Origin of the sequence: Roseospira navarrensis, from assembly GCF_009601025.1 — a bacterium.
GTDB classification, from domain to species: Bacteria; Pseudomonadota; Alphaproteobacteria; order Rhodospirillales; family Rhodospirillaceae; genus Rhodospira; species Rhodospira navarrensis.
Window position 1 is genome coordinate 35,672 of record NZ_WIVE01000035.1, and the last position, 11,560, is coordinate 47,231.

The window sequence follows — 11,560 nt, forward strand, 5'->3', positions numbered from 1 at the left end:
CCATTCGCAGCGCCGCCGCGCGACCGGATGGCGGCCCGTTGCCGTCGCGAACGAAGGATGCGCCCGGGTCGCTCGCGGGCCGGCGCATGCCAGGGACGACGCACAGCGCGCCGGAGGGGCCAGAAGCCATGAGCAAGCGGGATTACTATGACGTCCTTGGCGTCGAGAAGTCGGCCGGGGCCGACGATCTGAAGCGGGCGTATCGCAAGCTCGCGATGAAGTATCACCCGGACCGAAATCCGGACGACACGGACGCCGAACAGAAGTTCAAGGAGCTCAACGAAGCCTATGAGGTCCTGAAGGACGACCAGAAGCGGGCCGCCTACGACCGCTTCGGCCACGCCGCGTTCGAGGGCGGCGGCGGCGGAGCCGGCGGGTTCCAGGGCTTCTCGGGCGCCGGCGGCTTCGCCGACATCTTCGAGGAAATGTTCGGCGAATTCATGGGCGGCGGCGGCCGGCGCGGCGGCGGCGGCCGGGCCAACACCCGGGGCGCCGACCTGCGCTACAACATGGAAATCTCGCTGGAGGAGGCGTTCGCGGGCAAGAAATCCGCGATCCAGGTGCCCACCTCCGTCACCTGCGAGACCTGCGACGGCAACGGCGCCAAGGCCGGCACCCAGCCCAAGGCGTGCTCCACCTGCGGCGGCGTGGGCCGGGTGCGCGCCCAGCAGGGCTTTTTCACCATCGAGCGGACCTGCCCGGCCTGTCACGGCCAGGGCAAGGTGATTGCCGATCCCTGCGGCGATTGCGGCGGGGCCGGGCGCGTGCGTCGGGATAAAACCCTGGAGGTCACCATCCCCGCCGGGGTCGAGGACGGCACCCGCATCCGTCTGGCGGGCGAGGGCGAGGCCGGCCTGCGCGGCGGACCGCCGGGGGACCTGTACATATTCCTGTCCGTGGCTCCGCACCGTCTGTTCCAGCGCGACGGCGCCAACATCCAGTGCCGCGTGCCCATTCCGATGACCACGGCGGCGCTGGGCGGGTCCATCGAGGTGCCGTCCATCGACGGTGGCCGCGCCAAGGTCACGATCCCCGCCGGCACCCAGACGGGCAACCAGTTCCGCCTGCGCGGCAAGGGCATGAGCGTGCTGCGCTCCAGCGCGCGCGGCGACATGTTCATTCAGGCCGTGGTCGAGACCCCCATGAACCTGAACAAGCGGCAGAAGGAGCTTCTTGAGGAGTTCGCCAAGGAAAGCGGCGATCACTCCACCAGTCCCGAAAGCCACGGCTTCTTCAAGAAGGTCAAGGAGTTCTTCGAGGACCTGACGGAGTAGGCCGATCAGGCACGGCAAAGGGATCAAGGATCAGGGCCGCGACCGGCGTGTCGCGGCCCTTCGCGCATGTCCCCTGCGCCCCATGGCCGGACCGCCCCCGAATGTCCGACCGGGTGCCACAGTTTTCTTGCCATCCTTGCGAACCGATGGTCTGGTTGTGCCCAGCGATCCGGGCGGCCGACCGTGGGCGGTCGGGCCTTGAACCGGCAGGGGGGCACCGCATGGAGTTCATCGAAGGCATTTTCGGACGCATCAGCGACCTGACCTGGGGGTGGTCGCTGATCCCGTTCCTCGTTGTGCTCGGGGTCTTCTTCACGCTGATCTCGAAGCTGGTGCAGTTCCAGTTCTTCGGGCGCATGTTCCGCGTGCTCTACAAGCCCGAAACGGGCGTCGGCCCCAACCGGGTGAGTTCGCGCGAGGCCCTGCTGGTCAGCGTCGGCGGCCGTGTCGGCGGCGGCAACATCGCCGGTGTGGCGGTGGCCATCACCCTGGGCGAAAACGCGCTGACCGTGTTCACGGAAAGCCGGATGATGCGCCATGTCATGCGGCTGGCGATCGTGGGCGTCGTGTTTCTGGGCGCGACCGCGCCGGGGGCGACGGCGGTGTTCTTCTTCTCCGATCCGCTGATGGGCGTGCTCGCGCTGGTCAACCTGGTGGCGCTGACCATGCTGTTCCCGGTGGGCATGCGCCTGCTGAAGGACTATCGCCATCAGTTGGCGGAGGGGCGCGAACATCCGGTCTTCAACCCCGATGATTTCGCGGACCTGGACATCGACCGGACCGCGTGGACGCCGTCGCGCTGATCGACCCGACGGGCGGGGGGCGGATCGGCCGGTCCGGTTCCGTCCTCCGCGCCCTCGGGTCGGGTGCCTGCAGAAGGTGAGGGTGCCGCCTTGGATTTCCTGGTTGCGCAGTTCCTGAACGGGCTGGCCAGTGCCTCGTCGCTGTTCCTGGTGGCGAGCGGCCTGTCCATCATCTTCGGCGTCACCCGCATCGTGAACTTCGCCCACGGCGCGTTCTACATGCTGGGTGCGTACATCGCCTACACGCTGGCGACGACCATCCCGCAGCCGTTCGGCTTCTGGCTGGCGCTGCCGCTGTCGGCGCTGGTCGTGGCCGCGATCGGGGCCGTGGTCGAGATGACGGTGCTGCGCCGCATCTATGCCGCCCCGGAACTGTTCCAGTTGCTGGCGACCTTCGGCATCACGCTGATGGTCGAGGATCTGGTGGTGATGATCTGGGGCCCCGAGGACCTGCTGGGGCCGCGCGCCCCCGGCCTGGAAGGCGCCATCCCCATCATGGGGCAGTTGTTCCCCACCTATGACCTGCTCGTCATCGCCATGGGGCCGCTGGTGCTGCTGGGCCTGTGGCTGCTGTTCCACCGCACCCGCTGGGGCGTGCTGGTGCGGGCGGCCACGCAGGACCGCACCATGGTGGCGGCGCTGGGCGTGAATCAGAAGTGGCTGTTCACCTCGGTGTTCACGCTGGGCATCTTCCTGGCCGCGCTGGGCGGCGCGCTGCAGATCCCGCGCGAGGCGGTGCACCACGCGCTTGATCTGCAAATCATCGTCGAGGTGTTCGTCATCGTCGTCGTCGGCGGCCTGGGCAACGTGCTCGGGGCGTTCCTGGCCGCCGTGCTGATCGCCGAACTGAACGCCTTCGGCATCCTGCTGTTCCCCAAGATCAGCCTGGTCCTGATGTTCCTGGTCATGGCGGTCGTGCTGGTGGTGCGTCCCTGGGGTCTGCTGGGCAAGCCGGACGCCGAGGCGCGGGCTTCCATCGGGCAGGCGATCGAGCCGCTGCGGCGCATGGGGCCGGTCTCGCTCGCCGTGTCCGGTCTGCTGGTGGCGGCGCTGGCGGCGCTGCCGCTGGTCGCCGGCCCCTATCTGGTCATCGTGACCATGGAGTTGCTCATCTTCGCCCTGTTCGCCGCCAGCCTGCACCTGATGATGGGCGTGGGGGGCATGGTCAGCTTCGGCCACGCGGCCTATTTCGGGTTGGGCGCGTACGGGGCCGCGCTGCTGGTCCGGTTTCTGGGCGTGCCCATGGAACTGGGGATTCTGCTGGGGCCGCTGCTGGCGCTGGCCGGGGCGATCCTGTTCGGCTGGTTCATCGTGAGGCTGTCCGGCGTCTATCTGGCCATGCTGACGCTGGCCTTCGCGCAGATCGTCTGGTCGATCATCTTCCAGTGGTACGACGTCACCGGCGGCGACAACGGCATTCTGGGCATCTGGCCGGCGCGTTGGGCCTCGGATCCCAAGGTCTACTACTACATCGTGCTGGTGCTGTGCGTGGCCGGTCTGGTGGCGATCCGGCGCGTCATCTTCTCGCCCTTCGGCTACGCCGTGCGAGCCTGCCGCGACAGCACCACCCGGGCCGAGGCGATCGGCCTCGACCGCCGCCGGGTGCAATGGATGTGCTTCGCGCTGGCGGGCGCGTTCGCGGGGGTGGGCGGCACGCTCTATGCCTACCTCAAGGGCAGCGTGTTTCCGGATGTTATCTCCATCGCCACATCGGTGGACGGGCTGGTGATGGTGCTGCTGGGCGGCATCCAGACCGTGGCCGGCCCGATCGTGGGGGCGGTGGCCTACAAGGCGCTGTCCATCTACATGACCAGCCAGGTGGAGTACTGGCAACTCATCCTGGGTGGCCTGATCGTGGTGCTGGTGGTGGCCTTCCCCGAGGGCATCGCCGGCTTCTGGCAGGCGCGGGTGGCGCCCCGGCTGCGGGCCGCCACCGGGCGCGGCTGGGAGGCCCGCTCATGACGGCCCTCCAGGTGGATACCCTGTGCAAGTCCTTCGGTGGTGTGCGCGCCGTGGACGAGGTTTCCTTCACCCTGGGCGAGACCGAGTTGCTGGCCCTGATCGGCCCCAACGGGGCGGGCAAGAGCACCTGCTTCAACATGCTCAACGGCCAGATCCGGCCGGACGTGGGGACCATCCGCCTGTTCGGGCGCGACATCACGGGGACGCCGCCCCGCGCCGTCTGGCGTCTGGGTGTGGGCCGCACGTTCCAGATCACGGCCACGTTCGGGTCGATGACGGTGATGGAGAACGTGCAGGTCGCGCTGCTGTCCCATCACCGGCGGCTGCGCGCCCTGATTCCCTACGCGGGCGCGCTGTACCGGGACGAGGCCATGGCGCTGCTCGATCTGGTGGGCATGGCCGATCAGGCGGCGCGGGCCTGCGGCACCCTGGCCTATGGCGACCTGAAACGCCTGGAGCTGGCGGTGGCGCTGGCCAATGAGCCGCGGGTCCTCTTGATGGACGAGCCCACCGCCGGTATGGCCCCGCAGGAGCGGGTCCAGCTCATGCGGCTGACGGCCGACATCGTGCGCGACAAGGGGGTGAGCGTGCTGTTCACGGAACACGACATGGACGTGGTGTTCGGCCATGCCGACCGCGTCATGGTGCTGGACCGGGGCCGGCTGGTGGCCGAGGGCACGCCGTCGGAGGTGCGCGCCAACGCCGAAGTGCAGCAGATCTATCTGGGCTCGGGCGCGCTCTATGGGGCGGAGGCGTCGGCATGATGCTGGAGGTGCGGGACCTGAACGCATGGTACGGGCGCGCCCATATTCTTTTCGATGTGACGCTCGGAGTCGAACGCGGCACGGTCGTGGCCCTGCTGGGCCGCAACGGGGCCGGCAAGACCACCACCTTCGCCAGCCTCATCGGGCTGGTGCCGTCCGTGACCGGCGCCGTCACCTTCGACGGCGAGCCCATCCAGGGCCGGCCCGCGCACGAGATCGTGCGGCGCGGCCTGGGCTACGTGCCCGAGGACCGGCGCATCTTCACCGGCCTGACGGTCGAGGAAAACCTGATGGTCGGCGCCCAGCCGCCGCGCCCGGGCGTGCCCCACTGGACGCCGGAGATGCTCTACGAGCTGTTCCCGAATCTGGCCGAACTGCGCAAGCGGCAGGGCGGCCACATGTCCGGCGGCGAGCAGCAGATGCTGACCATCGCCCGCACGCTCATGGGCAATCCCTCGCTGGTCCTGCTGGACGAACCGTCGGAGGGGCTGGCGCCCCGGATCGTCGAGCAGATGGCCCAGGCCCTGATCGAGATGAAGCGTCAGGGCCTGACCCTGATCCTGTCGGAGCAGAACCTGCACTTCGCGCGCCTGATCTCCGACCGGGCGACGATCATCGAAGGCGGCCGCGTGCGATTCGCCGGCACCTTCGCCGACTTGGACGCCAACCCGGAGATCAGCGCGCAGCACCTGGCCGTGTAATCATCAAGTTTCGCACGCGCCGGACGGGTCATTTTGAGGGTCAAGGTGCCAGAGGAGACAGGATAACGCGCCGGAGCAATGGGGGCGCACTCAAAGAGGGTCGTCAGAATGACATCATATATCGCGAGTATTTAGTTTTCCCTGATCCTTCATGGTCGTATTTCGCCCTTGGAGTCTGCCCAGCCCGTTGGTATGTTCGTCCCTGGGTTGACCGCTTGGCCTTTAGTCTGAAAAGGGAGCGATGGGGATGGCCTCCGTTCTGGTGGTGGAAGATGACGGCGATCTTCGGGCCGTACTGGCGCGGGCCCTGCACAGGGCCGGCCACGACGTGACCGAGGCGGCCGACGGCGCGATCGCGCTGGCCCGCCTGGATCAAGGCGACTCGTTCGACCTGATCCTGACCGATCTTGAAATGCCCGGCCGGTCCGGCCTGGAGGTGATTGCCGCCGGCAAGCGCGCCGGGCGGGCGAGGCCCGTCATCGCCATGTCCGGCAAGGGCCGGCCGATCGGTGTGGGCCTGGACATCGCGCGGCGCGCCGGCGCCGATGCGGTGCTGGCCAAGCCCTTCCGGTTGTCCGCGATGCGGGGCCTGGCGGAGCGTCTGCTGGCGGGGCGGCGTCCCCCAAGGCATTCCACCCAACAGACGTGGCGGACGTTGCCGATGGTGATGCCGCCGGATCTGCTCGGCGCGAAAGTGGGCCGGGCGGCCGGCTGATCGGGGAGGATCGCGAACACTCGACGGACACGGGGGTATCGGGGGGGCCGTTCACCGGCCACGGTGCGGCAGGACGCGGAGGGAGCCCCGTCCTGCACCGGACCGATCCGGCTCAACGGGCGGAGAAGCCGCCCTTGGAGCAAGAGCATGTCCTTATCTCTGCCCAGACTCCAGGTCTTCCGGCACATGTCGCTCGGGGCGAAGGTCGCGCTGGTCTTTGTCGCGTATTCCCTCGTCATGCTGTCCGTGCTGGGTGTCCTGGTGCATCGTCAGGCCTATTCGGAGCATCGGGCGGTCGCCAGCGAGCGCCTGCAGGGCGCCGGACTGGCCGCGTCCGGGTTCATCCAGGATTTCGTCGCCGCCATCGCGCGCGACCTGCGCTACCTCGCCAACAGCAAGCCGCTCAAGAACCTGCGCACCGCCATGGTGACCGGGGCGGACCACGATGACCGACGGTTCGCGGAGCGGATGGAACGCCTGCTGCTGGATTTCGTGCCCACCCGCCCGGCCATCTATCAGGCCCGCGTGATCGACGCCCGGACGGGCGACGAGCTGGTCCGGGTGGAAAGCACCGGCGAGTTCGGCCTGGTCGCGCCCGGCCCGCTGCAGAACAAGGCGAACCGGGACTACGTGCGCGATCTGGCGGGCTTGGCGCCGGGCACCCTGTACGTTTCCGATGTCAACCTCAATCGCGAAAACGGGCGGATCGAACAGCCGCACCGGCCCACGATCCGGTTCGGGACGGTGGCGCCCGGCCCCGATGGTGGGCCGCTTCTCCTGATCGTGCTGAACGTGTCGTTTCACTCCCTGACGTTCGGGCTGGAGGCCCTGCTCGGCGATATCGCGGGGACCATGCTGTTCAACAGCGAGGGATTCGTGATCGCCCATCCGGACGAGTCGCTGGCGTTCGATTTCGAGACCGGGCGCGGCACCAGTCTGACCGACGTTCTCGGTTTGGACCCGCCACGGGGCGAGGCGGCCGCGCGGGGCGCCATCGTGACGCCGCCGGGCACGGCCGACCGGATCGTGCACCTTCGCCGGGTTTCCCTGACGCCGGACCCGGATCGGGCGCTGATCCTGGCCGTCTCGCTGCCGGGCCCGGGCGTCCTCCCGGCCGCCGCCGGGTTGGGCGACACGCGGCTGATCTGGCTTCTGGCGGGCCTGCTGGCGGGCGGCGTGGTGCTGTTCCTGGGGGTCGGCCGGCTTCTGGTCACGCCCATGCGACGCCTGCTGAGCGAGATCCGCGCCTATCAGGTGGGCGGGCCGGGTCCGGCCCCTGGTCTCCACATGCTGGACCGGCGGGACGAACTGGGCGCGCTCGCCCGCGGCCTGCACGGCATGACCATGCGCGCGGAAACCCAGATGCGCACCGCCCGCACGGCGCGGGAGGAAAGCCAGCGGGTGTTCGATACCGCCGCCGACGCCATGATCATCTCCACCGACCAGGGGGTGATCGAGGGCTTCAACCGCGCCGCCGAGCAGACGTTCGGCTGGCGTCTACAGGATGTCATCGGCCGGCGCTGGTCGGCCCTGCTGGCGCCGGACGACGCCGGAACCCTGACCGACGACCTCTCGCAGGCGGACGGTCCGGAGACCATGGCCGACGAACCCGGCCGCTATCGCGCCGTGCGGGCCGTGCGTCGCGACGGCACCAGCTTCCCCGCCGCGCTCGGGATCAGCGATCTGGGCCAGCCGTTCCGGCGCCGCTTCCTGGTCATCCTGCGCGACATGACCAGCGAGGCCGCGCTGGATCTCGCCCTGTCCGAGAGCGCCGCCAAGTCGCGCTTCCTGGCCAACATGAGCCACGAACTGCGCACGCCGCTGAATGCGGTGACGCTGCACGCCGAGATGATCGCCGACCGGGCCGAGGAGACCGACGACGCGGAGTTGCAGGAGGATTCGCGACTGATCCAGCGGGCGGCCGAGCATCTGCTGGACCTCATCAACGGCATTCTCGATCTGGCGCGAATCGAGTCGGGGCGCCTGGAACTGGTGCCCGCCGCAATGGACCTGGACGACTTCGTCGAGGATCTGGAGGTCATCGCCGAGACGCTCGCCCGCAAGCAGGGCAACACCTTCCGGATCGAGACGGAGGGCTTGCCGGCCAAGGTGACCCTGGATCGGGTGCGCCTGCGGCAGTGCGTGCTGAACCTGGTCTCCAACGCCGCCAAGTTCACCCGGTCCGGAACGATCACCTTCGCGATGCGGCGCGCGCCGGGGGCGCTGACCCTGCGCGTCCAGGACACGGGCCAGGGCATGGAACCCGAAGAGGTGGCGCGGGTGTTCCGCATGTTCGAGCAGGCCAACAGTTACGTTCATGGAGCCCATGGCGGGTCCGGTGTCGGGCTGGCGCTGACCCAGCGCTTCGTCGAGATGATGGGCGGCACGATCACGGTGGAAAGCGCGCCGGGCGTCGGCACCACGTTCGAGATCGTGGTTCCTCTGCCGGACGACGGTGATGCGGCGCCCGATCCGGACCCGGAGGGCACGCACGCCGGGGCCCCCGCGCCGGATCCGAGCCCGGAGGTGCCGCCGCCCGTGCCGGCGCCCGGCTGCGAGGACGACGGCAAATCCTGCACCAAGACCGATTGCCCGGGACGCCCGGGCTGCAATGGTGGGCCGCGCCGCGGGGTCTTGCGCGACAGGCCCGCGGTCACGGTGGCCGACTTCTCCGCCACGGCGCTGCGGTGTCCGATCGAACTGGCGCTGGAGCAGAAGATGCCGGTCGAGGTCGCGGCGGACCTGTGCGAGGGCTCGGACTGCGCGGTGCTGATCGTGGAAGACGATCTGGCCCTGCTGGGCGCCATCGGGCGGGCCGTCAATCATTTCGGTCTGGCCGCCGTCAAGCTGGACAACGGCGCCGATGCCCTGACGTTTCTCGCGCGCGTGCGCCCGTCGATCCTGATCCTTGACCTGGGCCTGCCCGATGTCAGCGGCATGCAGATCATCCGGGCCGTCAAGCAGAGCCCGGCCCTCAAGGACCTGCCCATCGCCGTGGTCACGGCGCTGGACCTGGACCGCGAGGACTGGCTGTGGCTGCAGAGCCAATGTGTCGTGGTCATGCGCAAGGGGGAATTCGACCTGGAGAACCTGGCCGAACAGGTGCTGGCGACGCTGCGATCCGCGCAGCCGGCCACCGCGCCGGACCGGCTCATCCGCCCGCCCGGCGGGATCCTCGTGGCCTCTGAAACGGAGCCGACTTCATGACGTCCCTTCTTCTGGTGGAGGACAACGCCGACAACGCCCGCGCGCTCCAACGGCTGCTGGCCCGGCGCGGGTTTACGGTCTCGGTGGCCGCGAGCGGCACCGAGGCGGTGCGGCTTGCGACCGAAACCCTCCCTCACCTCATCCTGATGGATATCGGTCTGCCCGACTTCGACGGCCTGGAGGCCACGCGGCGCATCAAGACCGATCCCGCCTGCGCGGACATTCCCGTCATCGCGCTGACCGCCCACGCCATGCTGGAGGATCAGAAGGCGGCGCTGGGGGTCGGGTGCGTGGATTTCGCACCCAAACCTGTGAACCTGGCGGACCTGTTGGCGCGCATCCGCGCCTGGATACCCGAAGAGACCATGGAAAAGGGGCTTGGCACATGACTGCGGCGCGGCAGGGCCTGAAGGTGATGACCATCGACGACGATGTTGCGTTCCGTTCGTTCTTTCTGCGGGCCTGTGCCCGAACCGGCTGGGTTCCCCTGGCGGTGGAAGGCCCGGAACGGGGGATTCCGGCGATGGACTCGTTCGCGCCGCACCTGCTGTTCCTGGACCTGTCCTTCCCCGATATGGACGGGTTGGCGGTGCTGTCCGAGTTGGCCCCGCGGGCCAACGATACGGCCGTGGTGCTCATCAGCGGCTGCGATCCCGAGGTGCTGCGCTCGGCCCACCGGATCGGCGAGCGCCTGGGAATCCGGATGCTGACGCCGATCCAGAAGCCGGTGACCGGCGAACACATCCGCGAGGTTCTCGGCCGGTTCGAGGTGGACGGGTGCGGCATCACGCCGGCCACCATCGAGGCCGCCCTGGACGAAAAGGTGATGGTGATGCACTACCAGCCGAAGATCTGCCTGCGCAGCGGACAGTATCGCGGAGTCGAGGCCCTGATCCGCTGGCCCACGCAGGAGGGCATGATCTCCCCCGGGCAGTTCATCCCGGTGGTGGAGCGCGACGAGAGCCTGTCGCTGCGGCTGCTGCGCTACGTGCTGGCCCAGGCGGCCGACGACGCGTCCGCCTGGAAGGATGCCGGGGTGCGGTGCGCGGTCAACATGTCCGCGCTGTGCTTTTCCGATGAACGCCTGTCCGACCTGCTGACCGAAGGCCTGAAAGGCACCACCCTGGGGCCCGGCGATTTCACGCTGGAGTTGACCGAGACGGCGGCCCTGAAGGACCCGGACCGGGTCGAGCGCATTCTGACCAGCCTGCGCATCCGCGGCTTCTCCATCTCGCTGGACGATTTCGGCACCGGCCATTCGTCGTTGCTGCACCTTCAGCGGATGCCCTTCAACGAGATCAAGATCGACCAGCAGTTCGTCGCCACCCTGCTGCGCAACAGCCGCTCCCGCCAGATCGTCCGCCTGATGGTCAACCTGGGTCAGACCCTGGGCGCCACCACCGTCGCCGAAGGGATCGAGGCCGAGGAGGAGGTCCGTGAACTGGCCGACATGGCCTGCGATGTGGGGCAGGGCTATCACTTCGCGCGCCCCATGGATGCCGCCGCCCTCAAGGACTGGCGGCTGCGATGGGACACCATGATGGACCCGCGTCGCGTGGTGGGGGCGGAATGAACGACCCGGTGCAGGGCCTGTCGCGCGAGGTCGATCGTCTCGCCCGGCGGGCCGCCGGCGACGCCGCGGCGGCGGAGGATGTCTCGGTCATCGTCCGCCGCCTGGCCGACGCCCGCGACATCCTGGCCCGGATGGACGCCACGGGGCCGGACACCCTCGATGCCAACGGCGAGACCCGCGCGGACAGTCGGGTGCTGCGTCATGACCTGGTGAACGCCCTCGGGGCGATCGACAATTACGCCGAGCTGATCGGCGATGACTGTGCGGGACTGCGGGAGGAAACCGGCGCCGTGCGCGGGGCCGTGCGTGATGTGATCGCCCGGGTTCGCCGGGGCGCGCCGCAGCCCATGGGGTGAGCGGGCGCGGTCCCGGGCGTCAGGGCAACGGGTTCAGGTTAACATGGCGGCATGTTCCTCGCTGTCGGAGCGGGCCTCTCGAGATCCCTCGTCTCGCTTCGCTCATTCGGGATGACACATTAAAATTAAAGGCTTATCCCTTTGAGTCCGGGACCACATCATGTGGTGACAGGTGGCCTGAAACGGCGTAGAACATAACGTGAAC

At 68.7% G+C, this 11,560-nt stretch carries 10 protein-coding genes; all 10 read left to right on the forward strand.

Annotated elements, in window-relative coordinates; translation table 11 throughout:
• The first annotated feature begins 128 nt into the window (after positions 1-128).
• The 10 genes from dnaJ to GHC57_RS11820 all read left to right on the forward strand — a co-directional run bounded on the left by dnaJ (position 129) and on the right by GHC57_RS11820 (position 11,355).
• On the forward strand, positions 129-1,274 hold the full coding sequence (dnaJ, locus tag GHC57_RS11775) for a molecular chaperone DnaJ (RefSeq protein WP_153344440.1): 1,146 nt from the start codon (positions 129-131) through the stop codon (positions 1,272-1,274).
• Positions 1,275-1,495: 221 nt separating this feature from the next.
• Positions 1,496-2,077, forward strand: coding sequence for an alanine:cation symporter family protein (locus GHC57_RS11780; RefSeq protein WP_153344442.1), 582 nt, complete (start codon positions 1,496-1,498; stop codon positions 2,075-2,077).
• 90 nt (positions 2,078-2,167) lie between these two features.
• Positions 2,168-4,039 (forward strand): ABC transporter permease, encoded by a 1,872-nt coding sequence (locus tag GHC57_RS11785; RefSeq protein WP_153344444.1) that lies wholly within the window; start codon positions 2,168-2,170, stop codon positions 4,037-4,039.
• Positions 4,036-4,803, forward strand: coding sequence for an ABC transporter ATP-binding protein (locus GHC57_RS11790; RefSeq protein WP_153344446.1), 768 nt, complete (start codon positions 4,036-4,038; stop codon positions 4,801-4,803). Before GHC57_RS11785 ends, GHC57_RS11790 begins: the two co-directional genes overlap by 4 nt.
• The gene (locus GHC57_RS11795) at positions 4,800-5,504 is read left to right on the forward strand and encodes an ABC transporter ATP-binding protein (protein ID WP_153344448.1); all 705 of its coding nucleotides are present in this window, start codon (positions 4,800-4,802) and stop codon (positions 5,502-5,504) included. The genes GHC57_RS11790 and GHC57_RS11795 overlap by 4 nt, the downstream gene beginning before the upstream one ends.
• Before the next feature lie 247 nt (positions 5,505-5,751).
• On the forward strand, positions 5,752-6,219 hold the full coding sequence (locus GHC57_RS11800; protein ID WP_170294852.1) for a response regulator: 468 nt from the start codon (positions 5,752-5,754) through the stop codon (positions 6,217-6,219).
• A gap of 186 nt (positions 6,220-6,405) precedes the next feature.
• On the forward strand, positions 6,406-9,426 hold the full coding sequence (locus tag GHC57_RS11805) for a hybrid sensor histidine kinase/response regulator (RefSeq protein WP_211369182.1): 3,021 nt from the start codon (positions 6,406-6,408) through the stop codon (positions 9,424-9,426).
• On the forward strand, positions 9,423-9,815 hold the full coding sequence (locus GHC57_RS11810; protein WP_153344454.1) for a response regulator: 393 nt from the start codon (positions 9,423-9,425) through the stop codon (positions 9,813-9,815). Before GHC57_RS11805 ends, GHC57_RS11810 begins: the two co-directional genes overlap by 4 nt.
• Entirely contained in the window at positions 9,812-10,999 is a 1,188-nt protein-coding gene (locus GHC57_RS11815; RefSeq protein ID WP_153344456.1) for an EAL domain-containing response regulator, read from the forward strand. The genes GHC57_RS11810 and GHC57_RS11815 overlap by 4 nt, the downstream gene beginning before the upstream one ends.
• Positions 10,996-11,355: a hypothetical protein gene (locus GHC57_RS11820; RefSeq protein WP_153344458.1), complete on the forward strand. Its 360-nt coding sequence runs from the start codon at positions 10,996-10,998 to the stop codon at positions 11,353-11,355. The genes GHC57_RS11815 and GHC57_RS11820 overlap by 4 nt, the downstream gene beginning before the upstream one ends.
• Positions 11,356-11,560: the final 205 nt, after the last annotated feature.

Coding starts and splice junctions, on each gene's coding strand:
- dnaJ (WP_153344440.1), top strand. CDS start 129: ATGAGCAAGCGGGATTACTATGACGTCCTTGGCGTCGAGAAGTCGGCC.
- GHC57_RS11780 (WP_153344442.1), top strand. CDS start 1,496: ATGGAGTTCATCGAAGGCATTTTCGGACGCATCAGCGACCTGACCTGG.
- GHC57_RS11790 (WP_153344446.1), top strand. CDS start 4,036: ATGACGGCCCTCCAGGTGGATACCCTGTGCAAGTCCTTCGGTGGTGTG.
- GHC57_RS11795 (WP_153344448.1), top strand. CDS start 4,800: ATGATGCTGGAGGTGCGGGACCTGAACGCATGGTACGGGCGCGCCCAT.
- GHC57_RS11800 (WP_170294852.1), top strand. CDS start 5,752: ATGGCCTCCGTTCTGGTGGTGGAAGATGACGGCGATCTTCGGGCCGTA.
- GHC57_RS11805 (WP_211369182.1), top strand. CDS start 6,406: ATGTCGCTCGGGGCGAAGGTCGCGCTGGTCTTTGTCGCGTATTCCCTC.
- GHC57_RS11810 (WP_153344454.1), top strand. CDS start 9,423: ATGACGTCCCTTCTTCTGGTGGAGGACAACGCCGACAACGCCCGCGCG.
- GHC57_RS11815 (WP_153344456.1), top strand. CDS start 9,812: ATGACTGCGGCGCGGCAGGGCCTGAAGGTGATGACCATCGACGACGAT.
- GHC57_RS11820 (WP_153344458.1), top strand. CDS start 10,996: ATGAACGACCCGGTGCAGGGCCTGTCGCGCGAGGTCGATCGTCTCGCC.